The sequence below is a fragment of the Actinoplanes xinjiangensis genome (assembly GCF_003148685.1).
Classification (GTDB): domain Bacteria; phylum Actinomycetota; class Actinomycetes; order Mycobacteriales; family Micromonosporaceae; genus Actinoplanes; species Actinoplanes xinjiangensis.
This window is the reverse complement of the sequence record NZ_QGGR01000008.1, coordinates 37,949-53,088: the sequence shown is the minus strand read 5'-3', so window position 1 is coordinate 53,088 and position 15,140 is coordinate 37,949. Positions and strand designations below refer to the sequence as shown.

Annotated in this window: 9 protein-coding genes; 2 read left to right on the top strand and 7 right to left on the bottom strand. The window is 69.9% G+C overall.

All coding sequences use genetic code 11. The annotated features are described in order from the left end of the window. Positions 1–44: 44 nt before the first annotated feature. The 3 genes from BC793_RS19165 to cutA all read right to left on the bottom strand — a co-directional run bounded on the left by BC793_RS19165 (position 45) and on the right by cutA (position 2,393). Positions 45–425 (bottom strand): ACT domain-containing protein, encoded by a 381-nt coding sequence (locus BC793_RS19165; RefSeq protein WP_109594123.1) that lies wholly within the window; start codon positions 423–425, stop codon positions 45–47. A gap of 210 nt (positions 426–635) precedes the next feature. After that, on the bottom strand, positions 636–1,352 hold the full coding sequence (locus tag BC793_RS19160; RefSeq protein WP_109594121.1) for a S1 family peptidase: 717 nt from the start codon (positions 1,350–1,352) through the stop codon (positions 636–638). A gap of 717 nt (positions 1,353–2,069) precedes the next feature. Further along, positions 2,070–2,393, bottom strand: coding sequence for a divalent-cation tolerance protein CutA (cutA, locus tag BC793_RS19155; protein ID WP_109594119.1), 324 nt, complete (start codon positions 2,391–2,393; stop codon positions 2,070–2,072). 447 nt (positions 2,394–2,840) lie between these two features. Here cutA and BC793_RS19150 point away from each other — a divergent pair, with 447 nt between their 5' ends. Next, entirely contained in the window at positions 2,841–5,159 is a 2,319-nt protein-coding gene (locus BC793_RS19150) for a YbbN family protein (RefSeq protein WP_109594117.1), read from the top strand. 332 nt (positions 5,160–5,491) lie between these two features. On the opposite strand, the gene BC793_RS19145 is transcribed toward BC793_RS19150, so the two are convergent. Both BC793_RS19145 and BC793_RS19140 read right to left on the bottom strand, forming a co-directional pair. Further along, on the bottom strand, positions 5,492–6,598 hold the full coding sequence (locus tag BC793_RS19145; protein WP_239170161.1) for a MinD/ParA family ATP-binding protein: 1,107 nt from the start codon (positions 6,596–6,598) through the stop codon (positions 5,492–5,494). A gap of 435 nt (positions 6,599–7,033) precedes the next feature. Beyond that, positions 7,034–7,675: a TetR/AcrR family transcriptional regulator gene (locus BC793_RS19140; protein ID WP_109594115.1), complete on the bottom strand. Its 642-nt coding sequence runs from the start codon at positions 7,673–7,675 to the stop codon at positions 7,034–7,036. Positions 7,676–7,713: 38 nt separating this feature from the next. On the opposite strand from BC793_RS19140, the gene BC793_RS19135 reads away from it, so the two are divergent. After that, the gene (locus BC793_RS19135) at positions 7,714–8,514 is read left to right on the top strand and encodes an alpha/beta fold hydrolase (protein WP_109594113.1); all 801 of its coding nucleotides are present in this window, start codon (positions 7,714–7,716) and stop codon (positions 8,512–8,514) included. A gap of 52 nt (positions 8,515–8,566) precedes the next feature. On the opposite strand, the gene BC793_RS19130 is transcribed toward BC793_RS19135, so the two are convergent. Both BC793_RS19130 and BC793_RS19125 read right to left on the bottom strand, forming a co-directional pair. Continuing rightward, entirely contained in the window at positions 8,567–9,109 is a 543-nt protein-coding gene (locus tag BC793_RS19130) for a hypothetical protein (protein WP_109594111.1), read from the bottom strand. 65 nt (positions 9,110–9,174) lie between these two features. Continuing rightward, positions 9,175–14,976 carry a ThuA domain-containing protein gene (locus tag BC793_RS19125; protein ID WP_239170160.1) on the bottom strand — a complete coding sequence of 1,934 codons (5,802 nt, stop codon included), beginning with the start codon at positions 14,974–14,976 and terminating at the stop codon, positions 9,175–9,177. Between the last annotated feature and the right edge of the window lie 164 nt (positions 14,977–15,140).

Sequence of the window (15,140 nt, the reverse complement as noted above, 5' to 3'; positions counted from 1 at the left end):
TAGGCGAATTCGACGCACCCGGGACCGGGCCTCCGCTCACCCGGTCACGAGGATGCATCGACCGTGTGACCGGCGGCGTCGAGGACGCCCAGAGCCTCAGCGAGGCGATTCTCGGGGACGAGGACCAGATCGGAATGGAAGGTCGAGGCGACGAAGACCGGGATGGCCGCCGCGCCCAGTGGTGCCACGACGGCCGCCAGCATGCCCGGCAGATCGAGGTCGTGCGGATCGTCCCCGTACAACCCGAGCCAATGCTCCGCCGCCGAATCGGACTGACCATCCTCGATCGTTCGGATGACGGTGAGTCCTTCGGGCCCGCGGACTGCCGCGAACCAGGAGTCGTCGAGTGGTGACGAGCGCTCGCTGTGGTGGTCGATGACGAAGCGGGACGGCAAGATCCGCAGATGCCGGCGCGGGAAGCTCATGGATCCAGGGTAGGGATCTTCAGCGGCGAACCCGCACGCTCCAGACTCCAGGTTCGGCGAATGCCGGCAGGTCGTCCAGGCGCCGATCTGGTGCCCGACCGGACGGATTCTGCGGGCAGGCTCTACCGACAGCGTGGCCGACCGGGGCCTCGAACCATCGCCGGCGCGGGCTGATCAGGTTCTGATCAACCCGCGCCGGGCGCCTGTGAATCAGGCTGGCAGGCCGCCGGTCTGGGTGTTCACCCAGGGGCGGATGGATGGCAGGTCACCGTAGATGGACGGGCCTGTCGCGCAGACGGGGCTGTTGTTGCCGGCCCGGCTGGTCACGCCGATCAGTGCCCAGCGGCCGTCGATCAGGCGTACCTGGGGTCCTCCGGAGTCGCCGTAGCAGGCGCCGGTGGTGTTGCGGGGGTTGGCGGTGCAGATCTCACGGGCGGCGTCGATGTCGAGGCAGTGGTCGTCCGCGAGGATCGAGGTGTCGAGTTCGTTGGCGATGCGAGGGAGCGATCCACAGCCTCGGGTGGGACAGGTCTGGCCCCAGCCGATGATGCGGGTCACGGTGCCGACAGCACCGGATGTGGTCGGGATCGGTGCGGGGACATAGGGCACCGGGGTGGCGAGTTCCAGGAGTTTGACGTCGATGCGGGGGTGGACGACCTCACGGCGAACCGCGACGACGGTGCCGCCGGTGGCTCGGTCGATGCTGCCCACGCGGACCGTACGAGGTGTGCGGCAGTGCTCGGCGGTCACAACCCAGTTCGCTTTGATCAGCGTGCCGGTGCAGCCGGATGCATAGACCATGAACGGGTAGTCCTGGCTGGCTCGTGCACCGCCGATGACGGGCGGTGCCGCTACTGCGGAGGCGGGTGCGAGTAGACCGCCGAGGGTGATTGCGGTGGCGAGGAGGAGTCGGGCTGAGCTGCGCATGTGAAGCTTCCTTTCTGGTGGCGGATGGGTCCGGCGAACTGCGGGTGACCTTCCGGTCCAAGCTAGATAGACAGACATTTATGTATTTAGGGTGTTGCCTCCCCTCGGTAGGCGTGGTTCGGGTGCGCCTGGGCAGGGCTGGGGTTGGTGCAATGCCCGTGGGGGACTACAGCGCTAGTCCGCGATCAGCCCGGCATGGTCCAGCCGGGCCTGGGCCAGGCGGTGCCCCCGGTGCGGGCCGCATCCGAGGCGACGAGGCCGGCCGGCGAGAGGGCTGCAGGCCCCGATGGTCATCCGCGTGCCGCCGCTCGATCGACGATCGGTGCGGCGTCGTCCGATCCGGGCAACTTCCTGGATCCGAACTGACAGCTACGGGTAGTGAGCATGTTGTACATGGCGTCCTCCGGTGAGTTCCTGGCGGTGACACCAGAAGACGCCCCTCGGACGGTGTTCACCGCGCGCGAGTGAACACTTTTCAGGCCTGGTCGGGCATGAGGAGGGAAGTCTCGCCTCAATGGCTGGTGCGCTGGTGAACAGGCTGAACGCCAGGGCCCGGGGTCCTCACCCTCGAATTCATGGCCACACACGGTGATCAGGCGCGGACCGCAGAGAAAAGTCCCGGTGGGGCCATCAGCCAGGTCTTTGCCGGTAGTACGGCCCCCGGCGCGGGCGGGGCAGTCGGCCCTCCATGGCATCGGCGACGCAGAGCGAGAAGGCTCAGGCTCGGGTTTCCGCAGTGATCCAGTCGAGGTAGGGGCTCCACCCGCCGGTGATGGGCAGGACGATCAGTTCGGGGACCTCGTAGCTGTGATGCTCGGGAAGCCACGCCATGAGATCTTCGACCTTGTCGGAGGCGGTCTTGATCCACAGCTGCCATTCCGGCTCGTCGTAGACCTCACCCTTCCACCGGTAGACCGACCGAATCTGAGAGCTCATCTGTACGCATGCAGCGAGCCGCGCGTCGACCAGCTCGCGAGCGAGCCGACGGCCTTCCTCCTCGGACGGGGCCGTGGTCAGGACCAATACATGATCAGTCGCCATCAGGACGTTCCTTCCTCCAGCAGACACTGCCGCCGGGATTCACGGTAGTGACGTCGCCGCCGACGAAACCCATGATTCCCCCCGACAGACCTGATCCTTGCGGGGCGGGTGAGGATCCGGGCCGACGAAGGGCCGGGCCTGTGGGCCCGGCCCCTCATCGTCACCGCTCGTCTTCCTGGGCGAGGACGGCGATCAGGGTGATGGTGGCGGCGGCGAACTCGAGCAGGTCGCCGATGGTCTGCGCGACGGTGGTCCAGTCGATCATGGGGTGCTCCCGCTTCAGTGGAGGGCGGGGTGGCCGGCCGGGCCCCTCGTACGGATCCACTGAAGCAGCAGGTCAAGGTGTTCATCGACGCCTGTGAACCAAGCCGAACCGGATAGCGGGAGCCAGTGTCGGTGGACGGCTGGTCAGGTATCGCGGTGGGCTGCACGGTCTAGGTTGGACGGATGGTGTTCGCCGAACAGCCACCGAACAGCAGCCACAGCCTCGATCCGACAACGGTTCACACGCTGCCGGAGCTCGCGGCAGCGTTCGACGAGCTGCGCGGAATCCGCTCCTACACCGAGTTGATCAAAGCTGCGCAAAAGCTGCCACCCCGTGAGGGACGGCGGCCTGCGCTGTCCAAGGCCACCCTCAACTCCCTGGTGAGTAAGGCGGAGTCGGTGCCGGGGCCGGACACGGTGATCACGTTCCTGACGGTGTGCGGCGTCCACGGACCTGATCAGGATCCGTGGCTGGCGGCGTGGGAACGGGTGAGAACGCGGCACCTGCGTCGGCCCGCCGACGCACGCCGGGTCCGGGAGACCGATCCGCGGCTGCTGGGGGTGCACGCCAGCATCCAGGTGGAGCCGGATGCCGATGATCTGCCGCCGTACGTGCCCCGCGACTTCGACGCCGAACTACGCACCGCGATCACCGCAGCCGCCGGCACGGGTGGAATGGTATTGCTCAGCGGTGGATCGTCGGTGGGCAAGACCCGGGCGTTGTTTGAGACGGCCCGCGCGGTGCTGCCGGAATGGTGGCTGCTGCACCCCGCCGATGCCGCTGGTGTACGCGCATTCGCGCAGGCCCCGGCGCCACGGACGGTGATATGGCTGGACGAGCTGCAGCGCTACCTTGATCAGCCCGGTGGACTACCCGCCGGACTGATGCGAGACCTACTCGCCGCCGGCGTGGTGGTGCTGGCAACGCTGTGGCCGGACGAGGTGACCATCCGATCCGCGCCACGGGTGTCCGGGGAAGACGACTCGCATGCCGAAGACCGGGAGATTCTGAAGCTGTCCCGGATCATCGACGTGCCAGGCGTGTTCAGTACAGAAGAGCGGCGCCGTGCCGGGCAGTTGGTCGGCGATCGACGGATCCAGATCGCGCTCGAGCATGCTGACCCGGGTGTCACGCAGGTCCTGGCAGCGGGCCCGGAGTTGATCCGTCGCTGGCGACATGGCCCGGCCAGGGATTGCTACGGTCAAGCGGTCATCACCGCGGCCCTGGACGCGCGCCGGGTCGGCGCACAGGAACCCCTCACCGTCGCCTACCTGACCGCGGCCGCACCCGCCTACCTGACTCCCGCTCAGCGAGCCACCGCCGCGCCGGACTGGTTCGCCAAGGCGATCAGCTACGCCACCATGCCGGTGCAGGGCGCGGCGTCCTGCCTGATCCCGGTACCGGCGGAGATGGGCCGGATCGCGGGTTTCCTCACCGCCGACTACCTGCACCAGACCGCCCGCACCATCCGCCGGACCGCAGCCCTTCCCGACCAGGTATGGCAGGCCCTGATCACCCACCACCACCCCCAGGACCGGCGGCGACTCACCGACAACGCCGAACGCCGCGGCCAGCTCGAACACACCATCACCCTCTACCGCCGAAGTGCCGGCGACGGCGACACGCTCGCGGCCGCGCAGCTGGCCCACCTGCTGGTCGAGCAGGGCCGGGTGGAGGACTTACGGCAGCGAGCCCACGACGGCGACGAGTACGCGGCCACGCGGCTGGCCACCTTCCTGACCGAGCAGGACCGGACGGAGCAACTGCGGCAGTGGACCGATGACGAGATGGCGGTCGACCTACTGGTAGAGCAAGGCCAGATTGAGGAGGCGATCACACTGTTACGGCAAAGAGTCGGCGCCGGCGACACGTCTGCGTCTCTGAGGTTGGCCGGCCTGCTGGCCGCGCATGGCCGGGTGGAGGAGTTGCGGCAGCGTGCCGACGCCGGCGACGTGTTCGCGGCCATGCGGTTGGCCGACCTTCTGGTCGATCGGGGCCGGCTGGAGGAGTTGCGGCAGCGCGCCGACGCCGGCGACCACAACGCGGCCATACGGTTGGCTGACCTTCTGGTCGATCGGGGCCGGGAGGAGGAGTTGCGGCAGCGCGCCGACGCCAGCGACGGGTTGGCGGCCATACGGTTGGCTGACCTTCTGGTCGAGCACGGCCGGGAGGAGGAGTTGCGGCAGCGCATCGACGCCGGCGACACGTTCGCAACCGGACGGTTGGCTGACCTGCTGGCTGCGCAGGACCGGGAGGACGAGCTGCGGAAGCTCGCCGACACCGGCGACGTGCCCGCGGCCGGACGGCTGGCCCGCTGGCTAGCCGAGCACGGCCGGGAGGAGGAGTTGAGGCAGCGCTCCGACGCCGGCGACGTGTCCGCGGCCGTGCAGTTGGTCGACCTGCTATCTGGGCAGAATCGTATTGATGACCTTGAGGGTGAGGTGCGGGCCGGAACCTTCAACGCGGCCGCGCGGCTGGCCCAGATACGCAGGCTGGCCTGACATGCGGACTCGAAGAAGTCGATCTAAGCCCACCCGGTCTCGTGAGCCGGCCAGCTCAGCTCGGCGACGGCGTGGCTGCGGCCGAGTCCGGCGCACTCGGTGCAGGTCCCACGGGCGGTGTGCCCCCGGGCCAGGCAGCGGTTTCGGCATCGACAGGCCGCGCACGAGACACACCAGCGTCACCGCCGCGCATCGGGGAGAAGGCGCCCCTGTCGACGAGCGTGGGTGGCCAGCGGGAGATGCCGGCCACCGTACGACTCGTTGCTGAGGTTTATCGGCGACGCCAGACCGGTGGGGGCGTGTCGGCGGTTCTGGACCCGGCCGAGAGGGGGTCAGAGTCCGTCGGCGACGGCGGCGGTCACCTGGAGCCAGGCGGCGCGGCTGGCGGGGGTGAGGGCGTCGTAGGCGACGGGTCCGCCGGCGACGAGGGCGGGGTCGTGCGGCACGTCGAGCACGGCCCGGGTCAGCTTGCCGAAGTGCCGGTGCAGCCGGTCGCGCAGCGCCGCGTCAGGCGTTCGGGTGGGTGCGGCCAGGACGGTGACGGCGTTCTCGACCAGGGTTTCGCGGCCGGTGGCGCGTAGGGCGTCGGCGAGCCAGGCGGCGCTCTGTGAGGTGTCCTCGCGGATGGTGGAGACGATGACGAGTTGGTCGGCGGCGTCGACGGCGGCCTGCCAGTTGGAGGCACGCATGTTGTTGCCGGTGTCGATGCACAGGATGCGGTAGAACCGGGACAGGGTGCGGTGCATCCGGTTGAAGGCGGCATCGTCGATGCTGGCGGCGCTGGCGGAGTCCTCGTCGCTGGCGAGGACGTCGAATTGCGAATCGCCCTGGCTGCGTACGTAGTTGTCGAGGTCGCCGACGCGGGCGCTGCGGATCTCGTCGAAGCGGTGCAGATCGCGTAGGAGGTCGACGGCGGTGTTGGTGTGCCGTGCCGGGGTGGCCCGCCAGCCGAGGGTGCCGCGGGTCTCGTTGTTGTCCCACGCGAGGACGTAGCCGCCCCGGTGCACGCCGAAGGTGGCGGACAGCAGCAGCGTGGCGGTGGTCTTGTGGGCACCACCTTTGGGATTGACGATGACCACCGTCTTCGGGCCGCGGAGGCTGCGTTGGACCGACTGTACGGCGAGTCGGTGGTTCAGTTCCGCCGGGCCGGGTCCGGGTGCGATGAGGCCGCCGGTGGCTCGTCCGACCGCCGCGCGCCATCCGGTCTTGGCAGGGCCGGTCGGTGGGGCCGGCCGGTCGGCGAGCAGGTCGTCGAGCGTGGGTACGGGACTCACGCTCTCCGGCCGCGGCGGCGTGACGGTTCGCGGTGGCGGGTCGGTGGGTGCCGGTCGCGGGCCCGGGATCGGCGTAGCGCCGTTGGCCGGCGTAGCGCCGTTGCTCGCCGGCGGGGTGGTGTCGGCGGTGACGCCGGGCCAGATCGGGTCGGCGGGTTCGGACATGCTTCCTCCAGGTCGAGAGGCCGTTGCCGTGCGGGCAGAGCTCAGGCGGTGGTGGCGTTCAACGGCGCGGGGGAGGTCGTCGATTGCGGTGGGGGAGGGGGTACGCGGCGCGGGCGCCGGTCGGGCCGGCGGCGCGGCGGCCGGGCGGATGTAGCACAGCGCGTTCGGCCTTGCCGTGGATGGTTCGAGGGCTTTCGCGAGTCACGGTCGTTCCTCCCACGCATTGATGATCTACGTTGCTCAATTGCTGAGGGTAGCGTGACGATCATCTTCTGTAACCCTCGCCGGGGTGATGAACGTGAATTTCTCCCCACGGTCAACCGTGGAAGGTCAGTGCCGGTCCTGGTCGACGTGTTCGGGGCCGGTGGCGGACCGTTCGGCTTCGGTGAACGCCCGGTAGAGCGAGGCCCGCAGGCTCCACCGGTCGCGTCCGCGCTACGGCTGGTGAAGGGCGCTCTGCCCGCTCGGCGCGTGTCTCGCCAGGTTGATGAGCGTCAGCGCGAGGTCGGCCACGTCGACCAGCTGCTCGCGAGTGGCTCCGAGTTCGGATCGGACCGACAGTCCCTGCCAGATCGTCTGTACGAACTCGGCGAGTGCGGCCGGGTTCGTGGTCGCGGCGAGGTCACCGTCGAGTACGGCCCGCTCGATGCGGGCGCGAAGGCGGGCTTCATCAGATCGTTGCAGGTCGGCGACGTAGGAGCGCACGTCAAGGGTTGCGGAGGTGTCCGCCATGGCTGCGCTGCTGGTCAGGCAACCAGGGTGCCCCTCCTCGGACCGATTGAACTCGTCGATGGAATCCATCAGCACCCGCTCGATCACGCGCTCAATCGACGGTTCGGCCACGGCCCTCTGGTAGATCGCGCTGTAGCGAAGTGCATAGGTGCGGACGGCTTCATCGAACAACTCGGCCTTGGTGCCGAAGGCGGCGTACAGGCTGGAGCTCGAGATTCCCAGGGCGGTGGTCAGCGTCCGGGTGGAGGTTCCCGAGTACCCGTGCTGCCAGAACAGGCGTGCGGCCTCGCGTAGAGCGAGGTCACGGTCGAAGGCACGGGGGCGTCCCGCGGATCTGGTCGTCATGTTTGACAATTCTAGAGCGATCGCTCCACTATCTGATTATGGAGCGATCGTTTCAAAAAAAGGTCCAGGTCAGCGGTAGCTGGGTGACCGTGGAGGTGTACGGCGACCCGGACGAGCCGGCCGTCGTCATGATCCCGGGCGCCATGTCTGACGCCGCCGCCTGGGCCGGGGTGGCCCGGCGCCTTGAGGGCTGGCGGACCGTTGCCATCGTCAACCGGCGAGGGCGGCAGCCTTCCGGTCCACTGACGGACCGGTACGGACTCGCATCCGAAGTCGAAGACGCTGCCGCAGTCCTGCGCGGCTTCACCGACGTCCACACGCTCTTCGGATGGAGCTACGGGGGCCTGATCGCGTTGCACCTCGCCGACACGCTCCCGGTGCCGCATCTGATCGCCTACGAACCGGTCATGGCGCCGTTCGGGGCGAGCGCCCTGCCGGACCTGAAGCAGGCGCAGGAAGACGCCGACCTCGACGCCGGCGTCACCGTCGCACTCCAGCAGGTCACCGGCATGAACGACGAGACGGTAAGAGCGCTGCGCGCCGAGGAGGCGACATGGTCCGAACTGCGGCGCCTCAGCGCACCCGTCTACGACGAGACACTCGCCGTCAACCAGGCCCCTCAGCCGGCGAAGCTCGCCATGCGCGCCGTACGAGTCGACCTCGTCGTGGGCGAACACAACCGGGCTCGATCGCCGTACGGCTCCTCGTTCGACGACGTCGCCCGCCACGTCCCCGGCGCGACCGTCCACGAGCTCAGCGCGCAGGGCCACCTGGCACATCTGGAAGCACCCGACCACCTCGCAGAGCTCATCAACCGGCTTCGAGTCTTCGCGGCCTGACCGTCGGGGTCCAGCCGGAGCCGGGTCAGCCGGATGTGGTCATCCACCGAGGCTACGGGTTGCCGGTGTTCTCCCGGTCGTTGCGCCGGCGCACCGTCGACCACACCCCCGCGACGATCGCCAGGACGGCGAGGACGCCGAGCACCACCGGCCACAACCACGACGAGGATGTGGTCCGCAGTGCTGCGTCCGGCTTCGCCGCCGAGACCTGCGCCGGCGCCGACTGGGCCGCCTCGGCCCGCACCCCGACGGTCACCTCGCTGGTGTACGGCGCCGGCGCCCGGACCGTCACCCGCCACTCGCCGGGGGCCAGGATCGGGCCGCTGGCGTAGAAACCCTGACCCTCGCCGGCCGGTTCGAGTTGCACCGGCCCGACCGCCCGGCCCCCTTCGGCGGTGGCGGTGAGGACCAGCCGGACCAGCGTGTCCAGCTGGTGCCCGTCGGCATGGCGGGCCTGCACGGTGATCCCGGTGGCGCCGTCGCCCGCGACCTCCAGTTTGAGTTTTCCCTTGTGCGCCCACGCCGGGCCGGCCGCCGGCAGGAGCGCCAGCAACAGACCGGCCAGGACGGCGACTGCTCCACGGGTACGACGCATCAAGCTGTTCCTTCCTGCAACGCACGGTCCCGTCCCGCCCGGGCGACGGGACGGGACCGCTGTCGTCAGAGCGGGCGGTCCGGGGAGATCCGGGTGGGGTCCTCGGCGAGTCGCCCGGTGCGGTGGAGCGGTTTGCCGTCGTTCGCCCGTACCCCGGCCCGGCTCGCGGTGCCGCCGAGCCGCTCGATCATCGCGTCGGCGTCGCGGAGCAGGGTGTCGCGCACGTCGGTGTCGGTGACCAGCGCGGCATCGTTGACGAGCGCCTTGAAGGTGCCCAGCTGCCGCACTGCCCGCTCGTCCTCACCGGCTGCCTCCGAGGCCCGGACCGCGTCCAGTCTGGTCGACAGCTGCCGATGTGCCTTGGTGGAGAGCCGTCCGGTCGCCTTGAACCGGTCCAGCAGGTTCTGCATGTCCCGGAACGAGGTGGTGACGAAGAACCTGACCGTCGTCGAGGTGCTGTTGTCGGCCTTGTCGGTCGCGGTCACGGTCAGCTCGTGCAGGCCGAGTGGCAGCTCGTACAGCGCCTGCAGGGAACCGCTGGTGTACGGCCGCCCGTTGAGCGTGCCGGTGGTGGTCTCGATGCCGGAGGTCGGGTCGACCGCCTGCCACGAGGTGCGGATGTCCTGGCTGTCGCCGTACAGCTGGCCGTTGGCCAACCCGGAGACCAGCAGGGTCGGCTTGGTGCCGTCGATCCGCACGACCCCGGACTTGAGCGTCTCGGCGTTGCCGGCCCTGTCCGTGGCCCGGTAGAGCAGCTCGTGCGTGCCGTCGCCGGTCACGTCCACCGGTGTGGTGTACGGCGTCCAGGCACCACCGTCCAGCGACCATTCCAGCAGTCCCACCCCGGAACCGGCGTCCACCGACTTCAGCACCACCGGGACGGTGCCGTCGTGCCAGCCGTTGTCGTTGGCCGGCGCGAACTGGGCCGAGGTGACCGGAGCCGTACTGTCGATCTTGACGGTGACCGACTTGGCCTGCTCCACGTTGCCGGCCTTGTCGGTCGAGCGGAACCGCACCCCGTGGGTGCCGTCACCGCTGACCGGCACACCGGCGGCGGTGTACGCGGTCCAGGTGGTGGCGTCGTCGAGCTGGTACTCGGTGCCGGCCACCCCGCTGCCACCGGTCTCGTCGGCCGCGGTCAGGGTGACCGTGACGCCGGCGGTGTACCAGCCCTCGACCGGCGTGCCCGACACCTTGGCGCCGGTCACCGGCGCGGTCGTGTCGGCGTTCTCGGCGCTGATCCGGAAGTAGTCGAACGCGACGGTCTTCGACGCGGTCTGGGCGGCACCGAGGCTGTACAGCCCCACCTTCGGGGTCGCCCCGACGGCGGCGTTGGTCAGCGGCGCGAACGTCGTCCATTCCGTGCCGTCGGCCGAGTACGCGGCCGTGTAGGTGTTGCCGGCCCGGGCCAGCCGTAGGTGCCACACCGCCGAGGTCAGACTGCCGGCCTGCGGTTGGGGGTCCTGCACCGCGGCGCCGATCTCGCTGCGGAACTCGATCCGCCGGCTGACCGGCTGGCCCGCGGTGTTGTCGGCGACGAAGTCGAGCTTGACGTAGTTGTCGTCGTCGCCGTACACGAGCAGCCCGGCCTGCTGGTACTGCTCGTCCAGCAGACTGGCGTCGACCTTGGTCTGCAGGGTCCAGTCGCCGGCCGGCGCGGTCTGCAGGACGAAGTTCGTCGGCCCGGTGTTGTTGCCGGTGTAGATGTCGCCGTTCGGCACGTCGATGCGCAGGGCGCCGTCGGTGACCCGGTAGGTCGCCGGGTCCTCCCGGACGATCGCGTTCCACCGGCACTTGTCCAGTGCGGCGCCGGTGAACTCGTCCGACGCGGCGACCGGTTCCGCCGGGGCGTCCGGCGTGAACTGGAACCAGTCGAACGCCGCGTCCACCACCGGCGCGGTGGTGCCGCCGTTGAGGGCGAAGACCCCGACGCGCGGGTTCTCGATGCCGGCCAGCGCGGCGGCCCGGCCCACCGGGGTGAAGGTCCGGCCGTCGGCGGAGGCCTCCGCGGTCAGGTTCGTCCCGTCACTGGTCAGCCGCAGGTACACCACGTCGCCGGCCGGCGCCGGGGTGCTGTCGCCGCTCTCGTTGCGGGGAGTCGCGGCGGTCTCCCGGATGAATTCCACCGTGCGCGCGCCGTTGTAGAGCAGGTCGAGTTTGGCGTAGTTGTCGTCGTCGCCGTACACGATCAGACCGGCCTGCTGGTAGGTGGCGGTGATCGGCACGGTGAGCTTGGTGGTGGCCTGCCAGGCGCCGCCGGGCGCAGGCTGCAGGACGAGGTTGGTGGCGTCGTTGCGGGTGCCGTAGAGGTCGCCCGCGGCGGTGGGCAGTCGCAGCGTCCCGTCGGCGACCGAGTGGAGCTGGTTCTCCCGGACCACCGTCCAGCGGTCACGATCCAGCGTGCTGCCGAGGAAGTCGTCCGAGCGGGCCCCGAAACAGGAGGTGTTCGGTGCCTCGACCTTGACCGGGACGTTGGCGTACGACTTCGCGCCCCGGCTGTCGGTGACGGTCAGAGTGGCGGTGAAGGTGCCGGGCACCCGGTACGTGTGACTGGCGTCCAGCGTCGTGGCCGTACCGCCGTCGCCGAAGTCCCAGGCGTACGTCAGAGGAGTGTCGCCCTCGGCGTCGGTGGCCGTGCCGTCGAACGCGACGGTGACCGGCGCGGTGCCGGCGGCCGGTGTCGCGACCGCCGTGACCTTCGGCGGCGCGTTCTCGGTGACGCCCCGGCCCAGGAAGTCCAGCCAGTTGACGTTGAACAGCGGCCCTGTCCCGGCGGCCGGGTCCCGGGCGACGAAGAACAGGGAGCCGGCGTTGGTGCCGGTGACCGGCGCGGTGACGTCGGCCCAGGTCTGCCAGCCGCCGGTGCCCGGCACCGCGACCGTGGCGACGAGCGGGCCGTCGGCGGCGTCGGCGCGGACCTCGATCCGTCCGCCGGCGGCAGCCGACGCGACCCGGAAGCGGATCGAGTCGATGCCGGTCAGGCTGGCCGGGTCCAGCGACCACCAGTCGCCGTCCTCGATGAGGCTGATGTTCTGGCCGCCGCCGGCCGGGTCGCTGCCGGTCTCGCGGACCACGCCCGGGTCGCCGGCGCCGGTGCCGCCGGGTACCCGGCCGGTGCCGGTGAAGTACTCGGCCTGCTTGCGTTTGGGCTGCAGCTGCTCGATCGCCCGCCCGGTGAGCGGGCCGGCACCGCCCGAGCCGCCGTCGTCGGTGTAGGTGGCCTCGAAGACGGCGAAGACGTTGGCCTCCGCGCCGTGCCCCGAGGCGAGGGTGGTCTGCACGGTGCCGGTGCAGCCGGTGTGCTGCTCCAGCGGGTGGGCGTGCTCGTCGTGGCCGAGCAGCACCTGCAACCGCACCCGGTCGCAGTCGATCTCACCGTCCTCCGGGTCGGTGACCTTGATCGTGTAGCGGACCTGGTCACCCCACTCGAAGAAGCCGCCGTCCGGCGGGAACTCGATGCTCACCGTCGGGGCGGTGTTGCCGGCGGTCACCGGGACGTTCGCCACCGCGCTGCGACCCTTGGGGTTGGTGACGGTCAGCTGCGCGGTGTAGTCGCCCGCCGTGGCGTAGGTGTGGGTGGGGTTGGCCTCGGTGGAGGTCGCGCCGTCGCCGAACGTCCAGGCGTAGGTCAGCGCGCCGCCGTCGGGGTCGCGGGATCCGGCGCTGGAGAACCGTACGGTCAACGGCGCCTGCCCGGAGGTCGGGGTGGCGGCGGCCGCGGCGATCGGTGCCCGCTCACCGGCGATGTAGTCGATCCGGTAGATGCCGGAGTCGTCGTTGTTGCCGCCGAAGCCGGTGCCCCACTCGATCATGTACATCGCGCCGTCCGGGCCGAACTCGAAGTCCATCGGGCGGATGAACTTCATCCCGGACAGCAACTGGTTGATGTCGACCAGGGACCGGCCGTCGGCGGTCACCTGCATGGTGTACATCTTCGACTGGTTCCACTCACCCAGCAGCGCCTTGCCGTCGTAGTAGGCGGGCCACTTGCGCGTGGAGTTCAGGTCGGCGTCGTAGCGGTAGACCGGGCCGCCCATCGGGGCGCCGCCACCGCCGATCTCCGGGAAGCGGGCGTTGCCGCTGTAGTCGTAGTCGACGGTGGCGCTGACGGCCGGCGGCAGCGTGGTCAGGCCGGTGTTGTTGGGCGAGTTGTTCACCGGCGCCGCGCAGTTGAACTTCGCCCCGCTCGGCCCGGACGGGAACTGGTAGTCGTTGTAGGCGTAGTTCGCGCCGATGCAGTACGGCCAGCCGAAGTTGCCCGGGCCGGTGACGATGTTCCACTCCACGGTCCCCTCCGGACCGCGGTCGGGGTTGGTCGCACCGGCGTCCGGCCCGTAGTCGGCGACGTAGAGGGTGTTCGTGGCCGGGTCGATGCCGATGCGGAACGGGTTGCGCAGGCCCATCGCGTAGATCTCCGGGCGGGTCCGCGCGGTGCCCGACGGGAAGAGGTTGCCTGCCGGGACCGTGTACGACCCGTCGTCCTCCGGATGGATCCGCAGCACTTTGCCGCGCAGGTCGTTGGTGTTGCCGGCGGTGCGCTGGGCGTCGTAGTCCTGCCGGCCGGCACGCTCGTCGATCGGGGTGAAGGCGTCGGACTCGAACGGGTTGGTGTTGTCGCCGGTGGCCAGGTAGAGGTTGCCGGCGCTGTCGAAGGTCATGCTCCCGCCGGCGTGGCAGCAGGTGTTGCGCTGGGTGTCGACCTGCAGGACGACCTTCTCGGTGGCCGGGTCGATGGTGTCGCCGACGACGGTGAACCGGGACAGCAGGTTGCGGGCCACACCGTCGTTGCGGGCGTAGTAGAGGTAGACCCAGCCGTTGTCGGCGAAGTCCGGGTCGAGCCGGATGCCGATCAGGCCGTCCTCGTTGCCGGTGAAGACATCCAGGTCGACCGCGGTCACCGTGGTGCCGGTGGCGGGCTTGACGATCCGTACCCGGCCGTCGCGCTCGACGTAGAACACCCGGCCGTCGTCGGCGATGTCCAGTTCCATCGGGTTGCTGGTGTTGCTGTCCAGGGTGATCTTCTCGAAGCTCTCGGTCAGCGACGCGCCGCAGTCGGCGTCCAGCTGCCCGGCCGCGGTCTGGATGCCGCCCAGCAGGTGGGCGAGGAACGCCGGATCGGTGTACGACTCGATCGTGTGGCCGCCGCCGGTGTACCAGGCCCGTCCGCCGTCGTAGTCCTGGCACCACGCGGTCGGGTGGTCGGCACCCATCGCACCGGCACCCGCGGTGTAGGTGGTCTCGTCGAGGCTGGCCAGCACGTGCACGTCACCGCGGGGGTTGGACCGGAAGTTGTACCACTCGTCGAACCGCGACCAGCGCTCCGGCAACCCGGCCGTGGACGGGTGGGCGTGGTCCTCCACCTTCACGGTCGCCTGCTGGTTGGCGGGGTGGCTGGCGAAATACGCGCCGACCAGGTCGCCGTACCAGGGCCAGCTGTACTCGGTGTCGGAGGCGGCGTGGATGCCGGCGTACCCGCCGCCGGCTCGGATGTAGCGCTCGAAGGCCGACTGCTGGCCGGGGTCCAGGACGTCGCCGGTGGTGGAGAGCCAGATCACCGCGCGGTACTTGGCCAGGTTCGCGTCGGTGAAGGCGGCACTGTCCTCGGTGGCGTCGACGGTGAAACCGTTGTCGGCGCCGAGCTGCCTGATGGCGGCGATGCCGGCCGGGATGGCGTCGTGCCGGAAGGCGGCGGTCTTGGAGAAGACCAGGACGGAGTACGGCTCCGCGGCCCGGACCGCCGCGGGCTGCGGGCCCGCGGGGGCGGCCTGGGCCGGAGTGCCACTGAGGACGGTCACCAGCAGGGTGCACGCGAGCAGGGCAGCGGTGAGCAGGCTTCTTCCGGGGTGGACACGGCGTGGACGGGGCACGCGTTTCTCCTTGTCGTGAGTGGACAGCGGTCTCACGCCACAACCCACACATCGAGATTTGTTGATTCCCTATACAAAATAGGGCCGCCCGCCGAATGTCCAGCAAGAGTTCAGCGTGTAACGGTTCGGTAACTCGCCGGGCGCGAGGGCCCCGTGACCGTGGG

Bases quoted from the DNA above. Each gene is read 5' to 3' on its own strand.
- BC793_RS19165 (WP_109594123.1), bottom strand. From the start codon at position 425: ATGAGCTTCCCGCGCCGGCATCTGCGGATCTTGCCGTCCCGCTTCGTC.
- BC793_RS19160 (WP_109594121.1), bottom strand. From the start codon at position 1,352: ATGCGCAGCTCAGCCCGACTCCTCCTCGCCACCGCAATCACCCTCGGC.
- cutA (WP_109594119.1), bottom strand. From the start codon at position 2,393: ATGGCGACTGATCATGTATTGGTCCTGACCACGGCCCCGTCCGAGGAG.
- BC793_RS19150 (WP_109594117.1), top strand. From the start codon at position 2,841: ATGGTGTTCGCCGAACAGCCACCGAACAGCAGCCACAGCCTCGATCCG.
- BC793_RS19145 (WP_239170161.1), bottom strand. From the start codon at position 6,598: ATGTCCGAACCCGCCGACCCGATCTGGCCCGGCGTCACCGCCGACACC.
- BC793_RS19140 (WP_109594115.1), bottom strand. From the start codon at position 7,675: ATGACGACCAGATCCGCGGGACGCCCCCGTGCCTTCGACCGTGACCTC.
- BC793_RS19135 (WP_109594113.1), top strand. From the start codon at position 7,714: ATGGAGCGATCGTTTCAAAAAAAGGTCCAGGTCAGCGGTAGCTGGGTG.
- BC793_RS19130 (WP_109594111.1), bottom strand. From the start codon at position 9,109: ATGCGTCGTACCCGTGGAGCAGTCGCCGTCCTGGCCGGTCTGTTGCTG.